At 40.4% G+C, this 22,652-nt stretch carries 22 protein-coding genes and 2 tRNA genes; 13 read left to right on the top strand and 11 right to left on the bottom strand.

Annotation, left to right across the window (positions count from 1 at the left end; genetic code table 11):
• Positions 1-125: 125 nt before the first annotated feature.
• Both ABT310_RS02355 and ABT310_RS02350 read left to right on the top strand, forming a co-directional pair.
• A complete protein-coding gene (locus tag ABT310_RS02355; RefSeq protein WP_375325163.1) occupies positions 126-1,928 on the top strand; it encodes a T9SS type B sorting domain-containing protein in 1,803 nt (600 codons plus the stop codon).
• A 109-nt stretch (positions 1,929-2,037) separates the two neighbouring features.
• The gene (locus ABT310_RS02350) at positions 2,038-3,480 is read left to right on the top strand and encodes a T9SS type B sorting domain-containing protein (protein ID WP_375325162.1); all 1,443 of its coding nucleotides are present in this window, start codon (positions 2,038-2,040) and stop codon (positions 3,478-3,480) included.
• Positions 3,481-3,531: 51 nt separating this feature from the next.
• Here the strand turns inward: ABT310_RS02350 and ABT310_RS02345 are convergent, their stop codons facing one another.
• A complete protein-coding gene (locus ABT310_RS02345) occupies positions 3,532-5,034 on the bottom strand; it encodes an OmpP1/FadL family transporter (protein WP_375325161.1) in 1,503 nt (500 codons plus the stop codon).
• A 38-nt stretch (positions 5,035-5,072) separates the two neighbouring features.
• Entirely contained in the window at positions 5,073-6,323 is a 1,251-nt protein-coding gene (locus tag ABT310_RS02340; RefSeq protein ID WP_375325160.1) for a hypothetical protein, read from the bottom strand.
• Positions 6,324-6,417: 94 nt separating this feature from the next.
• Here ABT310_RS02340 and proS point away from each other — a divergent pair, with 94 nt between their 5' ends.
• The 4 genes from proS to rpsT all read left to right on the top strand — a co-directional run bounded on the left by proS (position 6,418) and on the right by rpsT (position 8,474).
• Positions 6,418-7,893 (top strand): proline--tRNA ligase, encoded by a 1,476-nt coding sequence (gene proS / locus ABT310_RS02335; RefSeq protein ID WP_375325159.1) that lies wholly within the window; start codon positions 6,418-6,420, stop codon positions 7,891-7,893.
• 79 nt (positions 7,894-7,972) lie between these two features.
• Positions 7,973-8,044, top strand: a tRNA-Glu gene (locus ABT310_RS02330).
• A 71-nt stretch (positions 8,045-8,115) separates the two neighbouring features.
• Positions 8,116-8,187 (top strand) — tRNA-Glu (locus ABT310_RS02325).
• Between the two features lie 35 nt (positions 8,188-8,222).
• A complete protein-coding gene (gene rpsT / locus ABT310_RS02320) occupies positions 8,223-8,474 on the top strand; it encodes a 30S ribosomal protein S20 (RefSeq protein WP_375325158.1) in 252 nt (83 codons plus the stop codon).
• 62 nt (positions 8,475-8,536) lie between these two features.
• Here rpsT and ABT310_RS02315 read toward each other — a convergent pair whose 3' ends face one another.
• The 4 genes from ABT310_RS02315 to rho all read right to left on the bottom strand — a co-directional run bounded on the left by ABT310_RS02315 (position 8,537) and on the right by rho (position 12,406).
• Positions 8,537-9,223: a hypothetical protein gene (locus tag ABT310_RS02315; protein ID WP_375325157.1), complete on the bottom strand. Its 687-nt coding sequence runs from the start codon at positions 9,221-9,223 to the stop codon at positions 8,537-8,539.
• A 98-nt stretch (positions 9,224-9,321) separates the two neighbouring features.
• Positions 9,322-10,014 (bottom strand): hypothetical protein, encoded by a 693-nt coding sequence (locus ABT310_RS02310; RefSeq protein ID WP_375325156.1) that lies wholly within the window; start codon positions 10,012-10,014, stop codon positions 9,322-9,324.
• A 2-nt stretch (positions 10,015-10,016) separates the two neighbouring features.
• Positions 10,017-10,679 (bottom strand): hypothetical protein, encoded by a 663-nt coding sequence (locus tag ABT310_RS02305; protein ID WP_375325155.1) that lies wholly within the window; start codon positions 10,677-10,679, stop codon positions 10,017-10,019.
• A 131-nt stretch (positions 10,680-10,810) separates the two neighbouring features.
• Positions 10,811-12,406 (bottom strand): transcription termination factor Rho, encoded by a 1,596-nt coding sequence (gene rho, locus ABT310_RS02300; RefSeq protein WP_375325154.1) that lies wholly within the window; start codon positions 12,404-12,406, stop codon positions 10,811-10,813.
• A 190-nt stretch (positions 12,407-12,596) separates the two neighbouring features.
• Here rho and ABT310_RS02295 point away from each other — a divergent pair, with 190 nt between their 5' ends.
• Positions 12,597-13,007, top strand: coding sequence for a DUF4293 domain-containing protein (locus ABT310_RS02295; protein ID WP_375325153.1), 411 nt, complete (start codon positions 12,597-12,599; stop codon positions 13,005-13,007).
• Between the two features lie 61 nt (positions 13,008-13,068).
• Here the strand turns inward: ABT310_RS02295 and ABT310_RS02290 are convergent, their stop codons facing one another.
• The gene (locus ABT310_RS02290) at positions 13,069-14,025 is read right to left on the bottom strand and encodes an MBL fold metallo-hydrolase (protein WP_375325152.1); all 957 of its coding nucleotides are present in this window, start codon (positions 14,023-14,025) and stop codon (positions 13,069-13,071) included.
• Positions 14,026-14,027: 2 nt separating this feature from the next.
• Positions 14,028-14,522 (bottom strand): metallophosphoesterase family protein, encoded by a 495-nt coding sequence (locus tag ABT310_RS02285; RefSeq protein WP_375325151.1) that lies wholly within the window; start codon positions 14,520-14,522, stop codon positions 14,028-14,030.
• An 88-nt stretch (positions 14,523-14,610) separates the two neighbouring features.
• Here ABT310_RS02285 and truA point away from each other — a divergent pair, with 88 nt between their 5' ends.
• Entirely contained in the window at positions 14,611-15,363 is a 753-nt protein-coding gene (gene truA / locus ABT310_RS02280; RefSeq protein WP_375325150.1) for a tRNA pseudouridine(38-40) synthase TruA, read from the top strand.
• The gene (locus ABT310_RS02275; protein ID WP_375325149.1) at positions 15,350-17,122 is read left to right on the top strand and encodes an ABC transporter ATP-binding protein; all 1,773 of its coding nucleotides are present in this window, start codon (positions 15,350-15,352) and stop codon (positions 17,120-17,122) included. Before truA ends, ABT310_RS02275 begins: the two co-directional genes overlap by 14 nt.
• Position 17,123: 1 nt before the next feature.
• Here ABT310_RS02275 and ABT310_RS02270 read toward each other — a convergent pair whose 3' ends face one another.
• From ABT310_RS02270 to folP, 3 genes are read right to left on the bottom strand one after another with little or no spacing between them, the layout of a single operon-like run.
• Positions 17,124-17,897, bottom strand: coding sequence for a DUF3667 domain-containing protein (locus ABT310_RS02270; protein ID WP_375325148.1), 774 nt, complete (start codon positions 17,895-17,897; stop codon positions 17,124-17,126).
• Positions 17,894-18,682, bottom strand: a complete 789-nt coding sequence (gene cdaA / locus ABT310_RS02265) for a diadenylate cyclase CdaA (protein ID WP_375325147.1) — start codon at positions 18,680-18,682, stop codon at positions 17,894-17,896. The genes ABT310_RS02270 and cdaA overlap by 4 nt, the downstream gene beginning before the upstream one ends.
• 44 nt (positions 18,683-18,726) lie before the next feature.
• Complete coding sequence (folP, locus tag ABT310_RS02260; RefSeq protein ID WP_375325146.1) at positions 18,727-19,560, bottom strand: dihydropteroate synthase; 834 nt, start codon at positions 19,558-19,560, stop codon at positions 18,727-18,729.
• A 94-nt stretch (positions 19,561-19,654) separates the two neighbouring features.
• Here folP and ABT310_RS02255 point away from each other — a divergent pair, with 94 nt between their 5' ends.
• The 4 genes from ABT310_RS02255 (at position 19,655) to tpiA (ending at position 22,643) form a co-directional block, all read left to right on the top strand.
• Complete coding sequence (locus ABT310_RS02255) at positions 19,655-20,203, top strand: DUF1599 domain-containing protein (RefSeq protein WP_375325145.1); 549 nt, start codon at positions 19,655-19,657, stop codon at positions 20,201-20,203.
• 107 nt (positions 20,204-20,310) lie between these two features.
• Positions 20,311-21,405: a BT_3928 family protein gene (locus tag ABT310_RS02250; protein WP_375325144.1), complete on the top strand. Its 1,095-nt coding sequence runs from the start codon at positions 20,311-20,313 to the stop codon at positions 21,403-21,405.
• 36 nt (positions 21,406-21,441) lie between these two features.
• Entirely contained in the window at positions 21,442-21,831 is a 390-nt protein-coding gene (locus tag ABT310_RS02245; RefSeq protein WP_375325143.1) for a four helix bundle protein, read from the top strand.
• Positions 21,832-21,893: 62 nt separating this feature from the next.
• Positions 21,894-22,643: a triose-phosphate isomerase gene (gene tpiA, locus ABT310_RS02240; protein WP_375325142.1), complete on the top strand. Its 750-nt coding sequence runs from the start codon at positions 21,894-21,896 to the stop codon at positions 22,641-22,643.
• The last annotated feature ends 9 nt before the right edge of the window (positions 22,644-22,652 follow it).

Genomic DNA, 22,652 nt, shown 5'->3' with positions numbered 1-22,652 from the left:
ATTCAGGAGAGCAAAGATATACATTAATCAACGATTTAACATCTGCTTACCGATGTTTGACAACATAAATTATTGTTAAGGCAGGCATGGCGGTACTTTTATAATATCCAAACCTACAGTCTTTTATGTTGAGATATTTCTCCAGCGTCATTTTATTGGTCCTATTTTGTCAAGCTGCAAACGCACAGGTTGCACAAGATTGCATGGATGCGATTCCCATTTGTAACAATACACCCGTAAACGGGGGTACGCGTGATTTTGGCACTGACGATTTTAATGGAGCGGCATCCAGTGGCTGTTTGGAGCCCACCACTTTGGGAACCATTGAATCCAACTCTGCTTGGTATCGATTCCGAACCAATGCTGCGGGGCAATTGGGCTTTAATATTGGACACGATAGTTCAGAGGATTGGGATTTTGCTTTGTATCAAGCGTCTGATTGTAATGTCTTGGGCGAGCCCATACGCTGTAATTTTTTTGATAATAGCGAAGGTGTAAGTTTTGTGGGCGTGGGGGAAGATCCTACCGGGGATTTGGATTCCGTGCACTACGAGGATTGGTTGGAGGTTGAGCCAGGACAGGATTACTACCTCTTCATCAACAATTATAGTAATGTAAACTCTGGGTTTTCAATTCAGTTTACAGGAGGTATTTGGGAGACCAACCCTTATGATGCTTTGGATTGTTCCATTGTCAGTAATCTTTTGGGACCACCCATTGCAGCTTGTGAAGGAGATGATGTTGTTTTGGATGCCACAACCTCAAATGCATTCAACTATAGCTGGTTTATGAATACAGGATCTGGATATACCCAGATTGCAGGAGCTTCTGCTGCTACCTACGCTGTTACTTCGTCAGCAGATTATAGGGTGGTGGTTGCGACCAATGCTGAGACCATTATTAGTGATGTACAAGTGGGTTTTAATCCAAGTCCGATTACCAATGAGGTTTCTGATGAAACATTCTGCCAATCGGATTCCATGGCTTTTGATTTAAGTGTTAAGGATATGGAAGCTTTGGGAGATCAAAACCCCGATGATTTTATTGTTAGCTATCATAGCTCTGCATCAGATGCCACCATGGGAATTCACCCTTTGGAAAAGGAGCATCCAACCTTAGTGGGGCAAGAAATCATTTATGTACGAACCACTTCAATGGCCAATTCCGATTGTTTTGATGCATCACAAAGCTTTGTTCTTGAAGTGATTGAAACGCCATTGTTGACCTTTTCAGAAGAAGAAGTGATTTGCGAAACTGTGGGAACTCTGGAAATCGGTGAGACAAATCCTGATGCCAACTTTGATTATTTATGGAGTACGGGTGAACAGACCCCAACCATTCAAGTGGTTGATGCTGGGGAATACACCCTCACCGTAACCAATACCTTAAATGGTGTAAGCTGTGAATCAACCCGAACCGTTGTGGTTTCCATTTCTGAATTGCCAGTAATCACCAATATTGATATTGCCGATTTGAGCGCCAATAATGTGGTCACCATCAATACTGAAGCACAAGATGTTTTTGAGTTCGCCCTAAACGATGGGGAATATCAATCCCACAATACTTTTGAGGGTGTACCCCCTGGAGTGCATACGGTTCGCATGCGCGACCTTTACGGTTGTGGTGAAGTAGAAGAAGAGATAGTTGTTGTTGGGTTTTTGACGGCATTTTCACCCAATGGCGATGTTTTGAACGATTTATGGCAAATTGAAGGACTTTCTACCCTAAACGCTCCTATTGTTACCATTTACGACCGTTACGGAAAGCTTATTAAGCAAATGAACCAGTTTGATGCGGGTTGGGATGGTAATTTCCAAGGCAAACCCCTTCCCTCCACAGATTATTGGTTTAAATTGTCTTATTTGGACAATGATGGCAACCGAACCTATGCGAAATATTTGCAGAGTCATTTTTCGTTGAGAAGATAGTGTGTTGGTATTTCATCGATATACTTCGTAATTTTCTTACTTCTACATACTAAAACCTACTTTCTTTAAGTTATACAGGTTATGTAGCATAACCTTTAGCCCAAACTCTATGAGAGCTCTATTTTGCGCCATTTGCCTTATTATTTTCTTTCAGCTACAGGTAAGCGCACAAAACTCCCCAGATTGTAGAACCGCAATTCCTGTTTGTGCAGATGCTCCCATTATGGGCACCACGGATGGAGGAGGTGATATTGACGATTTCGACCCGGAGGTGATCACCCAAACCGGGTGTTTGGAAAAAGGGAGTGTGAGTTCAGCAAATATCGAGAATAATTCCGCTTGGTATGTGTTTAGGGCCGGCACCAATGGACAAATAGGTTTTGATATTGAGGCTCTACCTGGGACATCGGGCATTGTTACAGCGGAGTGGGATTTTGCACTTTATGGTCCTTTTGATGAGGATTCCGGCGCTAATTATTGTACGATTATAGGCGATGGTTCGGCGCAACCCATTCGATGCAATTACGAATACAACAACACGGGTTTTACGGGGATTGGAGTAAATCCAGTTGATGGTAGGGAAGGAGCCCCTTTTGTAAAGGGAAGTCAGAATACTTACGATGAATGGTTGAACGTAACCGAAGGAGAAATCTACTACCTGTTTATCAATAACTATAATACCAATTTTGATGATGAACCGGAGTTCTTTGAATTAACCTTTACGGGTACTTCGGTCGATGATGATCAAGACACCGCTTTGGATTGTACATTGAGAGATGAATTTTTGGGTTTTGATATTGTGGCCTGTGAGGGCGACCCAGACATTATTTTAAGTGCATTGAATTCACCTGCCGGTCCTAATTTGAACAATATTACATGGACCGTGGACTGGGATGACGATGGCACCATAGATCAAGTGTTGGCTGTTGGTCCCACTGAAACTGAGCATACCGTTTCCAGTCCAGATTCAGGGCGTTATTTTGTTTCCATAGAGAACAGTCTTGGGCAAATTTATTCTGATGATGTCCTCATCACCTTTTATGGACCTCCAGAATTGGATGAGGTTCGCGTGATAGATGATTTGGTCAACAGTAATCAAACGGACCCCTATAATGTGGAAATTGTTCCTGTTGGGGATGGAGATTACGAATACGCCATTAATGGTGGGGAGTATCAGGATAGTCCTATTTTTTATGATGTGCCACCAGGAGTGAATACAGTGGTCATCAACGATAAAAATGGATGTGGCGCTTCAGAACCAGCAGAGTTTTTGGTCGTAGGTTATCCAAAGTTTTTTACGCCCAATGGCGACGGAATTTACGATACTTGGAATGTGTTGGGAGTAGAGGAACTCACCAATCCTGTAGTCTATATTTTTGACCGATATGGTAAATTGCTCAAGCAATTGGATACCAATTTGGGTTGGGACGGTACTTTTAATGGTCGGGATATGCCATCATCGGATTATTGGTTCCGATTGGATTACGACAAGGATGAGGACGGAGTGATTGTGGCTACTCAGGTACGCAGACACTTTTCATTGGTACGATAAAAAAAGGCCGGAACTTCTTCCAGCCTTCCTAAGTAAAATAATTTATCTTGGTTAGAACTTCAAGGAGTATCCCAATGAAATATTGGTATTTACCCTGTTCACCAAACTCGCTAGGTCAAGACCTCCATCAAAGAAATAGGTGCTTACATCTTGCTCCGATCTAGTATAGGAAAGGTCAATTCTATTGGCTCCAAAATTATACCCTATACCCGCTGAATACGCATTGAGTTCTCCTACGGTGCTTCCATCTTCGTAAGGACTATCTTCAAAACGGTAACCCGCTCTTAAACTTATTTGGTCAATTCTATACTCCCCTCCAATTCTGTATGTGTTTACGACACCCAAAGTGTTTGAAATGAAATTGTTTTCATCGGAAAAACTGGGGTCGGAAGTTGGTTTTAGCTTCGCTTGGGACATATCTTGGTAGCTATAATCAAAACTAATCAAACCCGATTTTCCAAATACAAGAGCCGCACTACCCGTAATTTTTGATGGTGTTTGGATTCGGTAATCAGGATAAAGATTAACGATATTAAAATTGATATAACTGATATCCGACACGGCTAAATTTGAATTGATGCGCTGTGAGGTGTCATCGCGCAATCTATACCAAGTGGGGGATTGGTAGCTACCCCCAATACGAACGGCTTCGCTTAATTTGGCGATTGCACCCAAACTAAAGGAGAAACCGGACCCATCGGTGTGTAAAAAGTTGTCGAACGAACTGTTCTGTATTAAAGAGCCCGCATCGTATCCGTCCTCATCAAAATAAGTGACCTGATCGTAAAAAACGCTGTGAAAGTTCAATGCGGCACCTATATATAGATTTTCCTTGTATTGTCCTGCAAAATTGAAAGTAAACTTGCTGTTGTATCCAGAAGTATTGTTGATATATCTTTGGTCGACACTGCTGTAATCGGCATTGGAAAAATAGGAGGTATTGCTATCATCATCGGCTACAGGTTCTATAATTCCGGCCTGAAAACCTAAAAATGCTTGTTGGGGACCATAGCCCAAACTGGAACCGATATCCAAATATGCATCTTCAATATATTCACCATTTTGCACTCTTAAGGGACCCAAAGGCTCTCCTTGGGCAAAGTTTAAAAAGTAATTGTCGATACCCACAGTGGAGCTTCCTCTAGCGAAGAATTCATTTTCAAAATTCTGTACCATGTCATAATTCACGGCCAAAGAAATTTTTCTCCAAGGGTTTTTATCCGAAGCTTGAAAAATGAATACACCACCGGCTTGGTTAAAGTTGAGGTCGTTCATGGTGGTGTTGCTAATGTTGTTACCGTAAAGGGCATCGTTGTTACGATGGTAATTGGTCCCTGTAATCGTGATTTCGCTATAATTGAAAACCGCCGACCCCGCAGGGTTGATGTTGATGGCGCTTAAATCGCCTCCCAAAGCACCAAAGGCGCCACCCATAGCTTGAAACCTTGGGGTTCCCTGTAGGTCTTCCGAGCTAAATCGCAGTACATCATCAATGGTTTGGGCACTGGCATAAGTACATACCAATACCATGATGAAAGTTGAGATTCTCTTCATTTTGTTTGATTTAGATTAATGGAATAGTTTTTAGAATGTTATGGTCTACCGCCACCTCTTCCGCCTCTTGAACCACCTGAAGATCTAGAAGCGCCGCCCGAACTTCTGGAACCTCCCCCTGAACTTCTAACGGAACCGGAACTTCTGGAAGATGACCCGCTGCTTCGGTAACTGCCTGAACTTCTAGTGGATGACGAAGGTCTACTATAGCCACTGCTCCTTGAAGGGGTTGAATAGGATCTAGAACTACGCGTAGAGCTTCTGTAACTTGGATATGAGCTTCTGGTGCTCGGTCTACTGCTTCCACTATAGCTACGTGAGCTTCTATTGGATGAATAGTTTCCGTAAGAGGGTCTGTTCTGACTTCTTCTATTGTAATAGCCAGCTGTAGAACGTGTGCTTCTGCTGGTTCTGTAGTTTTGATTTCGAGTGGCAGCAGCACTTCTTGAATATCGTTGTGTGTTGGAACGATTGGTATAGGCACTGTTGCTTCTTCTCGCTAAATTATTGCTTCTATTGGTAACAGCAGCATTGGAACGACCACTGTTTCTCCTAAAATCTCTGTTGTATGTGTTTCTTGAACGCAAAGTTGTTCCGGGAATATAGGAGTAACCTCTTCTACCGGACATGTAGGCGTAATCTCTACCATAATATCCGCCCCAACCCCAGTTGTTGTAAGGGTAACCCCAGCCCCAGGTTCCGGCCCAGCCCCAGCCAGCATTCCAGCCCCAGCCGTAGTTCCAGCCCCAGCCCCAACGGTTATATCTCCAAGGGTTGTACCAACCCCATCCCCAACTATTGTAGGGGTATCCCCAGGCCCAGTTGTTCCAGCCCCAGTAACCGCCCCAACCAAAGTTGTTCCAGCCATAGCCCCAACTGTTGTCGTACACATTTATGGAGATGCTTGTTGGATTGTCTCCCCATCCTGGGTTTCCGTTATAATTGTTATTGTAAGCGAAATAATCGGTCTGCTCACCATAAGGAATGGTGTCGTTTGCCATTTGGCTAGAGTAACTATCGATATCGGTAAAGATTTCGTTGTCCAAAATTTCACCGTATTCGTCTGCTTTTTCACCAAAATAATCTCCGTAAATATTGTTTTCCATTTCGGCATTTCGAACAGCTTCCGGATTTTGTTTTTCTACATAAACAACACGATCTCTGCTAGAGTAAATACCATCATCGTAATAAGAGGCTTGTTGGTAAGAACCACATGAAGCCATCAATAGCGCGATAACAGAAAACAAGGAAAAAGTCTGAAATTTATTGAGGGGTAAAGACGTTAACATGGTGCAATTTTTATTGTTGAACATTTTAAAAATAACTAGTTTTACCAAATTATTTTATTAAAGAAATCACAAGTTTTGTGCCAAAGTTCAATAGATGGGTAAAAATTTAACAAGCCGAGCAGAAGATTATTCCAAATGGTATAATGAACTTGTTGTAAAGTCGGACTTAGCTGAGAATTCGGGAGTTAGGGGTTGTATGGTAATAAAACCTTATGGCTATGCCATATGGGAAAAAATGCAGGCCCAATTGGATAAGATGTTCAAGGAAACAGGTCATGAAAATGCATATTTCCCCTTATTTATTCCCAAATCTTATCTAAGTAAAGAAGCAAGTCACGTAGAAGGGTTTGCCAAAGAGTGCGCTGTTGTAACGCACTATAGGTTAAAAAATGCAGAGGATGGCAGCGGTATTGTTGTGGACGAGGATGCAAAACTGGAGGAGGAGCTTATTGTGCGACCAACTTCTGAAACCATTATCTGGGACACTTACCGAAAGTGGATTCAATCCTACCGAGATTTACCCTTAAAAATCAACCAGTGGGCCAATGTGGTGCGTTGGGAAATGCGTACCCGACTTTTTCTTAGGACTGCTGAATTTTTATGGCAAGAAGGACATACGGCACATGCGACAAGGGAAGAGGCTTTGGAAGAAGCTGAGCTTATGATGAATGTGTATGCCGAATTTGTGGAGACTTATATGGGGGTTCCCGTAATTAAAGGAACCAAAACCGAAAGCGAACGATTTGCCGGTGCAGAAGAAACGTATTGTATAGAAGCCTTAATGCAAGACGGAAAAGCGCTTCAGGCTGGTACTTCCCACTTTTTGGGACAGAATTTCGCCAAAGCTTTTGATGTGAAGTTTGCCAGCAAAGAAGGAGTGCAAGAATATGTTTGGGCAACCTCTTGGGGGGTTTCCACCCGTTTGATGGGGGCTTTGGTTATGACCCACAGTGATGATAATGGATTGGTGTTGCCTCCAAATTTGGCGCCAATTCAAGTGGTCATTGTACCTATATATAAAGGAATGGAGCAACTGGATGCCATTTCTGAAAAAGTAAACCCATTAGTAAAGGAACTCCGCGCCAAAGGAATTACGGTTAAATTTGATGATAGGGATACGCATAAGCCAGGATTCAAATTCAACGAGTATGAATTGAAAGGCGTTCCTGTGCGCTTGGCGGTGGGTCAGCGCGATTTGGCCAATGGAACTTTTGAAGTCGCTCGAAGGGATACCTTGGAGAAAGAGACGGTTGCTGCCAATGGCATCGTGGAAAAGATTGAGGCTTTGTTGAAAGAAATGCAGGAGAACATTTTTAAAAAGGCCTTGGATTATAGAGATGCTCACATCACTGAAGTGGATTCCTATGAAGAATTTAAAAAAGTGTTGGAAGAAAAAGGTGGCTTTGTATCGGCGCATTGGGATGGTACCATCGAGACCGAGGATAAAATAAAAGAGGAGACAAAAGCCACTATTCGCTGTATTCCATTGAATGCAAAACAGGAAGATGGCAGCTGTATAGTGACCGGAAAACCATCTTCGCAACGAGTATTGTTTGCTAAGGCCTATTAATTAGGTTGAAAAAATATTATTTACTGTTGCAAGACTTAAAAATAGTTGTATTTTTGCATCCGCAATTGTGCAACCATATGGCCCGTTCGTCTAGGGGTTAGGACGCCAGGTTTTCATCCTGGTAACAGGGGTTCGATTCCCCTACGGGCTACGAAAGAAATTTTAAGCGATAAAGTTGCTTATTTTTAACTTTGTGGCTTTAAAGTTCTAGATTGACAAATTGGCCCGTTCGTCTAGGGGTTAGGACGCCAGGTTTTCATCCTGGTAACAGGGGTTCGATTCCCCTACGGGCTACAAAAAAAGTATTTAGAAAGAATTAAATTTAAGCAATGGCAAACCATAAGTCAGCATTAAAGAGAATCAGAAGAAACGAAGCGGTACGTTTGCGTAACAGATATCAGCACAAAACTGTGCGTAATGCTATCAAAAAATTGCGTAACGAGGAAGACAAAAAAGCTGCTGAAGCTTTGTTGCCTACTGTAGTTGGTATGATCGATAAATTGGCGAAGAAGAACATTATCCATACCAATAAGGCATCAAACCTTAAAAGTAAGTTGATGACCAAGGTTGCAGCAATGTAATACTTGATTAGAAGATATTTGAAAAAACGCTCCCATTCGGGGGCGTTTTTTTTTGCCCTAATTTATCTGAAGGCTTTTCTTCGGTGAACTATAACTCCAATTAGGAATGTGCCATACATGAACAAAATGGAAATCCGAAGAATGGTTCGAAAATTATAATCAATCCATATCTGAGGAATCTCGTAACCTACCCAGAATAAGAATGGATAAATGATATGAAAAACACCCAGTCCAAGGGTTGTCCAGAACATTAGGTTATATTTCATGGGGTAAGGGCTCTCTTCTTGCTTCTTTTCCTTAATGTACAGCCAAATGTTGAACAATAAGATTATGGATGCAATGATGTCCGCATAATACAGGTTGCTGTAAAAAGGGTCTTGGAAAAATAAGCTGATGGCATAGCTGGCCAAAGTGACTAAAGCTCCTATGATAATCCATCTTTTGTGTTTTTGTTTCTTAACCACTAGCCAGTAGATATAATAGTAAAACGTAAAAGAAATCACAGAATAAATATTGTAAATCAATACATTGTACCAGCTATACTTTTCTACGTTTACTACTTGAAATTCATCAAAATACTTGATCAAATAGCCCAATACCTCGGTGAGCAAGGTGTACATCAAATACATGGGGTAGTATTTGAGAGGAGTGTCATAGTAGGTCCTGTAACGGGCCATGGCCACAATCCATACAATAAGATAAAATGGGAGAATATATTGCTGGGTTATAAATGTGTAAAATCCTTCCATAGATGGTTTATAACCACTTAAATTCTACATAATTTAAGGATTGCAAAGGTAAATAAAAAAGCCTCCGTATGTGGAGGCTATACTTTTTGAAATTGGAATTATCGAAATGCCCTTCGTTTTCCAATGATAAGCCCAAATATAATGGTGCCATACATTAAAACTATTGAAGTTAATAGTAGCGGGCGTAAAATGGCACGTATTCCAATATCCAAATCTTTTATTTTGTACGACAAGGAAATTAAGGGGAAGGGTAAATAGAACAGTAATAGCGCAATACTTACCCAAACCATAAGGTTGTCTTTTAAAGCTGGATATCTTCCTTCGACCTTTTTTTCTTTAAAATAAAGCACAATCAAGAAAACCAGGATTATTGAGCCAATAATATGGGCATTGCTCATTCCATTGTGCAAAGGGTTAAAGATGATTGCATTTACGATGTAAGCAATAGAACAAAGGTAACTTCCGTAACGAGCCCATTTTTGATGTTTTTTATTTTTGAGAACCTTTCGATAGACTTCGAAGAAAAAAAGAAAAAAAACCAATTGGTAAAGATTGTAAATAATGACATTGTGCCAAGAATAGCGTATGTCAGAAAAAAATTGGAAGTCATTACTATATTTAATAAATGTGCCCAGTAACTCTGTGAAAAAAGTATAGATAATTATCATAGGTAGATACTTCAAAGGTGTGTCAAAATACCTTCGATATCTGTACAGGGCTACAATCCAAGTAATTAGATAAAGGGGGACATAAAAAACCTCAACCAAATATTTATAAAAATCTTGAAGCATTTTTAAAAATCACCATATGGTGGAGGACCTGAACTACCGTGGTTTAAGTTTAGGCTTTTTTCATCTTGTAAAAATACGGGAACCATACTGGCATATGACTTGTCTTTATTTGCTGTGGAACCTGTTTCACTGTTGCCGACGGCATCCTTGATCAATTTGGCATTGCCGTCTGCACCAATATAAAATCCGTAATCTTCACCATCTACCTTAATAGTTGGTACTATAAAAATGGAGTTTTGCCTTGGGTGCACCACTTTTTGTCCATTTGGAAAATTAGTAGTGTTGGGATAATTGGCAAAATATAAGCGCAAGGAAGAAATGTCAACATTTGCTTCAGCGGCTTCCTGTTCGATATAGGCGATGTATTGTTTGATGTCGGAATAGTTAAAAGAAGTAAATCGAGTGGCCTCAAACTTTTCATCCGGATATTGCTCCAATTCCATACGCTCGATCATGTCCACTCTATTTTTGGTGTAATTGTCATAAAGCGATTTGGATTCTTCCAACGAAATAATGCCTTTTGGCGGTGCAACAGGTTCTGCTTGAACGGGTTCAGAAGTTGTAGGGTCGGTGGATTCTTCTTTTTTGGCTCCTTGTTGGCAGCTGCACAACAATAAAAGCATAGATCCAAGAACAGCAAGGGTTCCTTTGTGAATGTTTTTCATGGTATTCGTGTTTAAAGTTCAGTTTTGGGGAAACCGATTTAAAGATAAGGCATTTCTTTAAAAACAAGTACTAAAAAACCCTCCAATAAATAGTGGAGGGTTTCTAAGTTATTGTATGCTAAAGGGATAGTCTAATTGTTCATGGTGAGCAAAAACTCCTCATTATTTTTGGTCTGTTTAATGCGCTGCTCCATAAACTCCATGGCTTCCACGGGGTTCATATCGGCCAAATACTTGCGCATGATCCACATACGTTGAATGGTGTTTTCATCCAACAATAGATCGTCTCTACGGGTAGAAGAGGAAATAAGGTCGATGGCTGGGAAAATTCTACGGTTGGAAATTCTACGATCCAACTGAAGTTCCATGTTACCTGTACCTTTAAATTCTTCAAAAATCACCTCATCCATTTTGGAGCCAGTTTCTGTCAATGCCGTAGCGATGATGGAAAGGGATCCGCCATTTTCAATATTACGGGCCGCACCAAAGAAACGTTTTGGCTTGTGCAAAGCATTGGCATCAACACCACCACTCAATACCTTACCAGAGGCTGGTTGTACAGTGTTATAGGCACGGGCCAATCGGGTAATGGAATCCAATAGAATTACCACGTCGTGACCACATTCTACCAATCTTTTGGCTTTGTCCAAAACAATATTGGCCACTCTTACGTGCTCGGTAGCTTCCTTGTCGAAAGTAGAGGCCACAACCTCACCACGCACATTACGCTGCATATCGGTTACCTCTTCAGGACGTTCATCGATCAACAAGATAATTTGATAAACCTCTGGATGGTTGGCCGCAATGGCATTGGCAATATCCTTCAACAACATGGTTTTACCCGTTTTGGGCTGGGAAACGATCATCCCTCTTTGTCCTTTACCGATAGGAGAGAACAAATCCATTATTCTTGTGGAAATTGTACTTTGTTTTTCGGCCAATTTGAATTTTTCCTTGGGAAATAAAGGAGTCAAATGCTCAAAGGCCACACGATCGCGAACCACTTGTGGGTCCAATCCGTTGATTTTGTTCACCTTGATCAAAGGGAAATATTTTTCACCTTCTTTTGGGGGTCTAATGTTTCCTAAAACCGTATCACCGGATTTTAGACCAAACAATCTGATCTGTGATTGGGAAACATAAATATCGTCAGGAGAAGAAAGATAGTTGTAATCGGAAGATCTTAAAAATCCGTAACCATCTTGCATAATATCCAGAACACCCTCACTTTCAATAATGCTATCGAACTCAAATTCAGGTTCTTTGTACCTGTTTTTTAGGTCCTTGTCAAAATTGCTGCTCTTCTTATCGTGCTGGCTTTTTGGGTGTTGGTTGTTCCTGCGGTTGTTATTTTGATTCTTTTGGTTGTTGTTCTGTCTGTTTTCCTTTTTCTGAGGCTGCTGGGTATTTGAATCATCATTTTTTTGATGGGTTTCTTTTTTAGGAGCAGCTTTTGGTTTGGAATCCTCTTTTTTCTCCGTAGTAGTATCGTTGGCTTTGTTGCGTGGAGTTCTAGTACGTTTTGGCTTAGGTGCAGATTTTTCCTCTGGGGTGGTAGAGGCGGCAACGGTTTCTGCAACCGCTTTAGGGTTGGAAGCCTGAACGTCCAAGATTTGATAAACCAAGTCCAATTTTTTTAAGGTCTTGAATTTGGGAACGTTAAGGTCTTTTGCAATTTCTTGCAACTCAGGAAGCTTTTTAGCTTTTAGATCTGAAATCTCAAACATTAAGTAAAGAAATAAGTTAAACTTGTGTGATTCTAAATATGAAGTAAAGTTATTTTGGATGCTACTGGAAGAAAGAGTTCCGAGGTAGGTGCTTGCTAATAACGACACAATAATACGAATTATTTTTCAAGAATATCGTTTCATTTCCCAAAAAGACGCCTATTTTTGCAATTCGAAATCAATTTGCACAATGATTCAACGAATTCAGACGTTTTTTTTACTCGTAGTAGGCCTAATTTCGGGAGTGCTGCCTTTTTTTCTGAATCTATGGGTCGAAGTAAATGGTAAAGAGGTTTTTGCACAAGACGAGGTTCTTGTAAGTCTCGCCTTTTATGTGGTGACCGTTTTGGCAGTGGTTTCGATTGTCATGTACAAAAAGCGACAAAATCAATTTGTGGTAAACAGATTGAATATGATATTAAATCTTTTTTTACTAGGATTTTTCGTTTATCGATCGCTAAGCTTATCCGGAGAAACTGTGGTTTCTGAGAAGGGTATTGGGATGCTGATTCCTGTATTTTCTATCGTTTTTCTGGTCCTGGCCAACAGGGCTATCAAAAAGGATGAAGATCTTGTAAAATCTGTTGATCGCTTACGTTGAACCTAACATCTTAGTAGTATTAGTGCGAAAAAACCCTGGCTTCGGCTGGGGTTTTTACTTTCTACAGATTAAATTTTTGGTCAAAAGCCGCGATGTTGAAACCAGCCTCGATAACTTCTTTGTATTGGACGCTATTTGCATCTAAAAGTGAATTGGTGTGATTAAAATGGATAAAATACACCTTGGATTTTTCACCTTCGGGAAGACTGTTGAACAAATCCATACTTTCCACCACAAAGGGATGCGGTATTTCCGCAATATTTCTTGAGTTGATTTCAGGTCCATCAAAAAATGTGGCATCCAGAAAAGCAAAATCCACTTTTTCAATTTCTTTTACAATATCTTTTTCCCATTTAGACCATTTATCGATATCAGGAATAAACAATGCCGATTTATTGGGGCCGATTATCTTGTAACCTACCGTTTCCGAGTATTCATCTCGGTGGGGTACAGTAAATGGCATCACTTTAAGGTTCTCCGTAAGTGCCATCTCAACCTCATTTTGAATGGAAATGAGGTCAATGTTGTTCAAGTTTACGAGCTGCTGCCATGGTCCATTGGTCTCTAAGAAAGCTTTCATTTTGGGCATGGCATAAACCGGAATATTTTTTCCACCCAAGGCCTCTCTCCCAAAAAACATAAGGCCGGCATAGTGACCAATATGGGCATGGGTCATAAAAATCCCATCAGGAGTTTCTTTATTGTCTTTTTTATGGCCTTTCAACAATTTTAATTGTGTGGGCAAATCTGGGGTAGCTTCAAAGAGATAGCTTTTTACGTTTTGGTGGTCCACAACGCCCAGGGAAACTACTTTTCGTGACGGGTCTGGATTATCGAAGAGATCTTCGCAGCATGATTTTTGACACCCAATATGCGGACTGCCACCATCTTGAACGGTTCCCAAAATATATAGAGAAACCGAACTTTGTTCATTTTTTTTAGGAGCTTCAACGTTTTGAGAGGGTTTGCTGTTACAAGCACCCAATAATAAAACCAAAAGGATTAAAATGTTTTTCATACCTATCTTTTTCCAAGTTCAATAACTTCCAAATCGGAGATTTTATCTCCATTGATCACAAACCTAAGCATAGTGCGCACTTGATGAAATCCATGTTTGCCACAGGCTCCCGGGTTCATATGCAGTAGGTTCAATTTTTTGTCGTGCATCACCTTTAAAATATGCGAATGCCCACAAATAAACAGTTTTGGGGGGTTGTTTTTTATTTCTTCACGAATACGGATATTGTACCTGTTGGGGTAGCCACCAATATGCGTGATCCAAACATCCACGCCTTCGCACATAAACCGATTGTTTTCTGGAAACTCCTTTTGGATGACATGGTCGTCAATATTGCCATGCACGCCCCGAACAGGTTTCAAAGCTTCCAATTTGTCGGTAACCGATAAGCTTCCAATATCTCCGGCATGCCATATTTCATCTGCCTGTGCGGCATATTTCAAAATAGTATCGTCCAGGTGTCCGTGAGTATCGGAGAGCAATAAAATCTTGGTCATAACGCTAAAAATATGCTAAAAAAATCCGGTTGGAAATATGTTGGTGGGGATTGAATTATCTTTATCGACTTAAAAGTAAGGGATTCCATTGAGATACTTCATCCAATTTTCATATTTCGGCAAAGCATATCACGGATGGCAAAATCAACCCAATGCCATTACCGTGCAAGAAATTTTGGAAAAGGCGTTGAGTACTTTACTGCGAACTAAAATTGAAGTAGTAGGGGCGGGCCGAACCGATGCTGGAGTACATGCCAAACAAATGTTTGCGCATTTCGATTTTGAAACCATTGCCCATACCGAAGAGTTGGTGTACAGATTAAATTCTTTTTTGCCAGATGATGTGGCGGTACACAAAATTTTGGAAATGGTGCCCAATGCCCATGCTAGGTTTGATGCCACCGAACGCACCTATGAATATTGGTTGGTCAAGGAAAAGAACCCCTTTTATTTTGATTTGGCCCATTGCGTATTGCAACCCTTGGATTTGAAAGCCATGAACCAAGCCGGAGCTTTGTTGCTGGGACATTCCGATTTTGAATGTTTCTCCAAATCCAATACCGATGTAAAAACGTTCACCTGCGATGTTAGGCATGCAAAATGGGAAATAAAGGAAGATAAATGGGTGTTTACCATTACGGCCGATAGATTTTTAAGAAACATGGTTCGAGCCGTGGTCGGTACCTTGTTGGATGTGGGAACCGGGAAAATAACCCCCGAGCATATTCATAAAATTATAGAAAGTAAAGACAGGGCAGAGGCTGGCGTATCTGTACCCGCAAAAGGTTTATATTTGACCAAGGTTTTATATCCAAAAGAAATTTTTGATGGGCAAAAGTGACGAAGCAGGAAAAGCGTTTGATTTTAGACTCTTCAAACGTGTTTTTTCATATACCAAACCCTATAAGGGCATATTTTGGTTAGTGGCCATTGTGGCCATATTATCGGCAGCTTTTGCTAGTGGAATTCCAATTTTGGTAAAGGACATTATTAACCAATCCTTGGAAAGTAAGAACAGTGAGCAATTGCTCAATGCTGTTTTGTTGATGTTGGTCTTCCTTTTAGGACAGGTAAGTACCCAGTTACTGTTCAATTATTTTGCCAACTTGTTGGGGGAATCGGTAATAAAAGATATAAGAATAAAGCTGTTCACTAAAATGACCAGCTTTAAAATGACTTATTTCGACAACTCTTCGATAGGGGTTTTGGTGACCAGGGCCGTGGCCGATATGCAACGAATCGGTGAGATTTTCAGTCAAGGATTTTTTATGATAGTTGCCGATGCCTTAAAAATGTTATCGGCGGCCATTATCATGATCGTGATCAATTGGAAGTTGGCCTTGATTGTTTTTGCCATTCTACCGGTGATTTTGATCGCCACCCGTTTGTTCCAACAAGCCATGAAAGTGGCCTTTATTGAAGTTAGGGCGCAGGTTTCCAATCTAAATTCTTTTGTTCAGGAACGGATTGCAGGAATGAAAATCGTGCAATTGTTCAACCGTGAAGAAATAGAAAAGGAGAAGTTCCGTGTCATCAATGAGAAGCATCAAAATGCTTGGCTGAAAACAGTTTGGTACAACTCCATATTCTTTCCTGTTGCAGAAATTTCCAATTCTATCGGGATTGGATTGGTGGTTTATTTTGGGGTAATCCAAAACATTCAAAATGTTGGGATGGATAACAAAGGGGCAATTTTAGCCTTCTTTTTCTTGATGGATTTGTTGTTTCGTCCGTTGCGCCAGATTGCCGATAAATTCAATACCCTGCAAATGGGAATGGTTGCGGCCAATCGTGTTTTCAAAATATTGGATACCCAGAGCCATATTGCCGATGAGGGAACCGTGGAAAAAGCCGATGTTAAAGGGGATATTGAGTTTAAAGAGGTTCATTTTGGGTATGTCCCTGATGAAGAAGTGCTACATGGCATTTCGTTCAAAGTAAACGCAGGTGAAACCGTGGCCATTGTCGGGGCAACAGGAGCTGGAAAATCCACTATTATTAATCTGCTCAATCGCTTTTACGAAATCAATTCAGGGCAAATTTTGGTGGACAATGTATGTTTGAAGGATTATACCCTGCATTCTTTGCGTTCGCATATTGCCATTGTTTTGCAAGATGTGTTCTTGTTTGCCGATACCATTGCGCATAACATTTCACTTCGGGATAAGAACATTACCACCGATCAAATTGAAGAGGCGGCCAAACAAATTGGGGTGCACGAGTTTGTGTCAAGTTTGCCTGGTGGTTACCAATACAATGTCAAGGAAAGAGGTAGTATGCTCTCGAGTGGGCAACGCCAATTGATCGCTTTCTTGCGCGCTTATGTGAGCAATCCCAGTATTTTGATTTTGGATGAAGCTACATCTTCTGTGGACACCTATTCCGAACAATTGATTCAACAAGCTACCGATAAAATTACTGAGGGTAGAACATCCATTATTATCGCTCACCGTTTGGCGACCATTAAAAAAGCAGATAAAATTATTGTAATGGATGCCGGAGAGATTGTGGAAATTGGCAATCACAAAGAACTGTTGGAAAAAGGCGGTTATTATTCCGATCTGTACAATGCCCAATTTTTGGCTGAAGAAGTGGCTTGATTTATTTGGGTGCGAAATCCTCAAGGCTTATTTCACCTGTCAAAAACATGAGAATAGGTATTATCAAACTTATTGCGAAATACAGCACCCCTAAGAGTAAATAGAAAAGAATCAGCCTTGCGAAAAGCATAATTCCTTGTGCTTGTGAAATCCTAACGATAACAAAGCTTGTATAAATGAGCATGGCCAATGAACCAAAAAGGGAATAGGTCATGTAGTGTTGGGGTATGAAAAGTAACACCACTACGGATGGGATAAAACTAAAAAGGCTAAAATGCGCCAAGGAGTACATAAAAATGATGTTCCGCTCGGCAAAATTGTATTTCTTCACATCAAAACACAGCCAACCTGCAATAGCCATCAAAGGAATATATACAATAAATAACAGTGCTTGGTAATCCAGTGTATAACTCAATATTTTTTTCTGAAAAACGGTTTGTGACTCATTGTCATACATGTCGAATGCCATAAAATCAATCGACTTGGTCATCAGAAATACAATAATACCAGAAAGGGTCATTGCGATTCCGAGATAACTTATCGGATTTAAATATTTACGGCGAAGACCTTTAAGATATCCCTCAATTACAATTTCGGGCTTGGTGAACAAATGAACAAAGGTGTTCACAAAAGTGTTATCCAAATTAAAGTACCGGTCAAGAACATCCACCCAAAGGTTTTTGAGGGTAATCCTATTTCGGATGACTTTACCACCGCAATTGGGGCAATAATAGTAGTCGGTCCTCAGATTGACTTCACAATTTTTGCAGGTCATTGCTCCAAATCCTTTTTAAGCTTTTTGGTCAATTCTTCTGGGTTTTTAAAGGGGATAAAATCGCCATTTTTTATGTAAGAAATAGCACCGGTTTCCTCACTGACCACCAAACAAACAGCATCGGTTTTTTCTGTTATTCCAACCGCAGCCCTGTGGCGAAGTCCAAATCGTAAAGGAATATTTCTATCGTTGGAAACAGGTAAGATCACACGCGTAGCCGTGATATAATTATCTTGGATCACAATGGCACCATCATGCAATGGGCTATTTTTAAAAAAGATACTTTCTAGAATAGGTTGGGTAATTTCAATGTTCATGGCATCACCGGTCGACATCACAAAGTCCAAAGCATTGTTGCGTTCAATTACAATAATGGCTCCTGTTTTGGTGCTTCCCATCTTTTCGCAGGCTCCAACTATAGATTCCACATCCGTTTTTGTGGCTATGGTTTCCTGTTTCATGAATTTAAAATGCTTCAAAAAGTTTCGTTTCTTGGCAAAATTGGTAGAGCCGATCATCAACAGAAACTTTCGTATTTCTTGTTGGAAAACTATGATCAATGCAATCAGACCAATGTTCATAAATCCACCCACCATGCTACTGATCATCTTCATTTGAAGCAGTTCGGTGAGTTTCCAAAGCGCCCAAACGATTACAATTCCAATAAAAATATTGATGGCGACGGTGCCTCGAACCAATTTGTAAACATAATAGAGCAAAGCTGCCACAAGGAGTATGTCTATGATATCCGTAACCTGAAAATCGAGAAAATTTAGAAAATCCAATAGCAGTGTTTTTGTAAAATTAGCAAAAATAGAAGAACCTCTGCTTAGAGTGCATTGGCTTTCAACGCTTCTACAAGTTTAACACATTCCACGGCTTCTTGTACATCGTGTGCCCGAATAATATTTGCCCCTTTTAACAGTGCAATGGTATGCAATGCCGTAGTTCCGTTCAAGGCTTCTTTGGGTGTGGAGCCTAAAACTTTGTAAATCATAGATTTTCTGCTCAAGCCAATCAACAGGGGTAACCCAAAAGTTTTGAAAAGATCTAGGTGATTGAGCAGGGTGTAGTTTTGATCCGTTGTTTTTGCAAATCCAAATCCAGGGTCTATGATCACATCGTTGATTTTTTTGGAAGTTGTCTCAGTTATCTTTTCGGAAAAATAGGTTCGCAAATCTAGGATGAGGTCATCATAAACAATCTCTTTTTGCATGGATTGTGGAGTACCTTTCATGTGCATCATAATATAGGGCACTTGCAAATCAGCAATAGCGTTGAACATATTTTTATCCAAATTTCCAGCGGAAATGTCATTGATAATGGCAGCCCCATGGGTTACGCTTTCTTTTGCCACTTTACTTCTGAATGTGTCAATGGAAATTAAGGACTTGGGAAAGTGCTTCAACACCAAATCGATGACGGGAATCATCCGTAGCAGTTCTTCATCTTCTGAAACATGCTCGGCCCCAGGTCGCGAACTGTAGGCGCCTATGTCGATAAAAGTGGCGCCTTCGTTCAACATACCCTCGACCCGATTTAAAATCGAAGCTTCGTCCTTATATTTTCCACCATCAAAAAAAGAATCGGGGGTGAGGTTTAAAATGCCCATCACTTTGGGCATGGTGAGGTCCACCAAATCACCTTTGCAGTTTATCGTCATAAAAAATAACTCCTTTGTTGGGTTTCATTATCTTTGGCAAAGTGCATGCAAGCGCACGCAATTGAACGAAATTTACGCAAATTAGCAACAATACATGCAGCAGACTTCCCAACAATACGATGCGGTGATCAAAACCTGTCGCGATTTGTTCTCAAAAAAAGCTAAAGACTACGGTACCGCATGGCGTATTTTGCGATTACCCTCCCTAACCGACCAGATTTTTATAAAAGCACAGCGCATTCGAAGCCTTCAACAAAATGAAGTTCGAAAAGTGGATGAGGGAGAGCAATCCGAATTTATCGGAATCATCAATTATTCCATTATGGCGCTCATCCAAATCAAAAAAGGAGTGGTGGAGCAACCCGATATCAATGCGGAAGAAGCCATTGTTTTATATGATGAAGAAGTGGCCATCACTAAAAAATTGATGGAGGATAAAAATCACGATTACGGAGAGGCCTGGCGAGATATGCGCGTGAGTTCCCTAACCGATTTAATTCTTCAGAAATTGCTTCGTGTAAAGCAAATCGAGGACAATCAGGGAAATACGCTGGTGAGTGAAGGTGTAGACGCCAATTATCAAGATATGGTGAATTATGCTGTTTTTGCGCTGATTCATCTGGGAGAAGAAAATTCTAACTAAAAAGTATGGTGAAGTATCTCAAATAGCATAACAACATTTGGGCAATTTGTGGAACGGGCGCCAAACAAGTAGAGCTTTTATATATTTAGTGGTTTGAAACTTATACAATGAAATATATCGTTTGGATATCTAGGATTATAGTCGGGGTACTATTTATTATTAGTGGTTGGATCAAGTTGAACGATCCTATGGGTTTTTCTTTCAAATTGGAAGAATATTTTAGTCCTGGAGTATTGGATTTGCCTTTTTTTACACCCATGGCCTTGGGAATTTCCATTTTTGTGGTGATTGTTGAGGTGATTCTCGGCGTGTTACTATTAATAGGATTTAAACCCAAATTCACGGTGTGGAGTTTGTTGTTGATGATTGTTTTCTTCACGTTCCTTACCTTCTATTCCGCATATTTTAATAAAGTGACCGATTGTGGGTGTTTTGGCGATGCGGTGAAATTAACGCCTTGGGAATCCTTTACAAAAGATGTGATATTACTGGTATTTATCCTTATTATATTCTTCGGAAGAAAATACATTACCCCACTTTTCGCTCCAAAAACCAATTGGATTATTGGAGGAGTGGCTCTTGTATCCTGCGCATGGTTTGCCAATCATGTTTTAAACCATTTGCCTACCGTTGATTTTAGGCCCTATAAAATTGGAGCAAATATCGAGGAAGGAATGTCCATACCAGAGGGAGCTCCAGAGCCTTTGTACGAGTACGCATGGCGATTTAACGAGAACGGTGAAGAAAAAATTTATGTTACCAATGGAGATTACCCAAGTGTTGATGGAGAATTTATAGATGTGGAAACCACAGAAATCCAAAAGGGATATGAACCGCCCATCCACGATTTTACCATTGAACAAGATGGTGTTGATTATGCCGGAAAGGTATTGAATGCCGATAAAATAATGATGGTTGTGGCCTACGACCTGAATAAAAGTAATTATGAAGCCTTCCAAGAAATAGCAGAAGTAGCTAAAAAGGCCAAACAAGAAGGATACAAAGTGATAGGTATGTCAGCCTCAAGTAAAGAAATGACGGATAATTTAAAATCTACCTATGGTTTGGATTTTGACTTTTACTTTACCGATGAAACTACCTTAAAGACCATTGTCCGCTCCAATCCAGCGGTATTGACCCTTAAAAAGGGAACCATCCAACAAAAAGTACATTACAACGATTTGGATAAACTTGAGTTTTAAGGTTTGTTGTTTTCTGTTAATGGGTTTTAACACGGTATGGGCAGGATAGATAATTTTGAGGATTTGGAAGTTTGGAAGATTGCAAGGGACCTCTGTCAACACGTTGAATATCTATTTCAATCAACAGAGTTAGGAAATAACTATGCCTTGCGTAATCAAATGGAGAGGAGCTCTGGTTCAGTGATGGACAATATTGCTGAAGGTTTTGGAAGAGGCGGCAACAAAGAGTTTCATAATTTTCTGAGTTATTCAAAAGGGTCATGTTCAGAATTGAAATCGCAATTTTACCGTTCATTTGACAAAAAATTAATCTCCGATGATGACTATAAAAAGGCAATTGTGATGACCGAACATTGTACAAATAAAATTGGGGCTTTTATGTATTATCTTCGAAATACCAAGTTTAAAGGACAAAAATTTAATTAAGGAGTAGGGGAAAACAAAAATTAAAACCCCACACCAAACAATATAACATAATAACAAATAACATGAGAACAAAGATTGTGGCAGGAAACTGGAAGATGAATAAGAACCTTAAGGAAACTGAAGCATTGTTGACAGAGCTTTCCGCCAAACTACCCGATACCAATGCAACGGTTGTTGTAGCGCCCACATTTGTGAACTTACAAGCGGCACAAGCATCACTAGGTGGTTCTACCATTAAAGTGGCGGCACAGAACATGCATTTTGCAGAAAGTGGTGCCTATACTGGCGAGATTTCAGCAGATATGTTATTGAGTCTTGACATCGATACCGTTATTTTGGGTCACTCCGAAAGACGCGCCTATTTTGGTGAAGATGATGAGTTATTGGCCAAAAAAGTGAACACCGCTATCGAAAAAGGTTTGAAAACCATTTTTTGTTTTGGCGAAGAATTGGAGGATAGAAAAGCAGATAAGCATTTTGATGTGGTGGAAAGCCAATTAAAAAATGCTTTGTTCAGTTTGGATGCCAGTGCTTGGAAAAACATAGTGTTGGCCTATGAGCCTGTGTGGGCCATTGGAACCGGTGAAACCGCTTCACCCGAGCAAGCTCAAGAAATGCATGCTTTTATCAGAAAAACCATTTCCGATGCTTTTGGCGCTGCTGTGGCCGATGAAGTTTCCATTTTATATGGAGGAAGTGTGAAGCCGGGCAATGCCAAAGAAATTTTTGGCAAACCTGATGTTGATGGTGGGTTGATTGGAGGCGCTTCTTTGGTAGCCGACGATTTTGTGGCCATTATTGAAGCCATCTAGAAAAAAAGT

The sequence above is a fragment of the Flagellimonas cixiensis genome, assembly GCF_042134615.1.
GTDB lineage: Bacteria > Bacteroidota > Bacteroidia > Flavobacteriales > Flavobacteriaceae > Flagellimonas > Flagellimonas cixiensis.
Note: the sequence above shows the minus strand (reverse complement) of the source record. Positions and strands in the feature narration are given on the sequence as shown.

Bases quoted from the DNA above. Each gene is read 5' to 3' on its own strand.
- ABT310_RS02355 (WP_375325163.1), top strand. From the start codon at position 126: ATGTTGAGATATTTCTCCAGCGTCATTTTATTGGTCCTATTTTGTCAA.
- ABT310_RS02350 (WP_375325162.1), top strand. From the start codon at position 2,038: ATGAGAGCTCTATTTTGCGCCATTTGCCTTATTATTTTCTTTCAGCTA.
- ABT310_RS02345 (WP_375325161.1), bottom strand. From the start codon at position 5,034: ATGAAGAGAATCTCAACTTTCATCATGGTATTGGTATGTACTTATGCC.
- ABT310_RS02340 (WP_375325160.1), bottom strand. From the start codon at position 6,323: ATGTTAACGTCTTTACCCCTCAATAAATTTCAGACTTTTTCCTTGTTT.
- proS (WP_375325159.1), top strand. From the start codon at position 6,418: ATGGGTAAAAATTTAACAAGCCGAGCAGAAGATTATTCCAAATGGTAT.
- rpsT (WP_375325158.1), top strand. From the start codon at position 8,223: ATGGCAAACCATAAGTCAGCATTAAAGAGAATCAGAAGAAACGAAGCG.
- ABT310_RS02315 (WP_375325157.1), bottom strand. From the start codon at position 9,223: ATGGAAGGATTTTACACATTTATAACCCAGCAATATATTCTCCCATTT.
- ABT310_RS02310 (WP_375325156.1), bottom strand. From the start codon at position 10,014: ATGCTTCAAGATTTTTATAAATATTTGGTTGAGGTTTTTTATGTCCCC.
- ABT310_RS02305 (WP_375325155.1), bottom strand. From the start codon at position 10,679: ATGAAAAACATTCACAAAGGAACCCTTGCTGTTCTTGGATCTATGCTT.
- rho (WP_375325154.1), bottom strand. From the start codon at position 12,406: ATGTTTGAGATTTCAGATCTAAAAGCTAAAAAGCTTCCTGAGTTGCAA.
- ABT310_RS02295 (WP_375325153.1), top strand. From the start codon at position 12,597: ATGATTCAACGAATTCAGACGTTTTTTTTACTCGTAGTAGGCCTAATT.
- ABT310_RS02290 (WP_375325152.1), bottom strand. From the start codon at position 14,025: ATGAAAAACATTTTAATCCTTTTGGTTTTATTATTGGGTGCTTGTAAC.
- ABT310_RS02285 (WP_375325151.1), bottom strand. From the start codon at position 14,522: ATGACCAAGATTTTATTGCTCTCCGATACTCACGGACACCTGGACGAT.
- ABT310_RS02275 (WP_375325149.1), top strand. From the start codon at position 15,350: ATGGGCAAAAGTGACGAAGCAGGAAAAGCGTTTGATTTTAGACTCTTC.
- ABT310_RS02270 (WP_375325148.1), bottom strand. From the start codon at position 17,897: ATGACCTGCAAAAATTGTGAAGTCAATCTGAGGACCGACTACTATTAT.
- folP (WP_375325146.1), bottom strand. From the start codon at position 19,560: ATGACGATAAACTGCAAAGGTGATTTGGTGGACCTCACCATGCCCAAA.
- ABT310_RS02255 (WP_375325145.1), top strand. From the start codon at position 19,655: ATGCAGCAGACTTCCCAACAATACGATGCGGTGATCAAAACCTGTCGC.
- ABT310_RS02250 (WP_375325144.1), top strand. From the start codon at position 20,311: ATGAAATATATCGTTTGGATATCTAGGATTATAGTCGGGGTACTATTT.
- ABT310_RS02245 (WP_375325143.1), top strand. From the start codon at position 21,442: ATGGGCAGGATAGATAATTTTGAGGATTTGGAAGTTTGGAAGATTGCA.
- tpiA (WP_375325142.1), top strand. From the start codon at position 21,894: ATGAGAACAAAGATTGTGGCAGGAAACTGGAAGATGAATAAGAACCTT.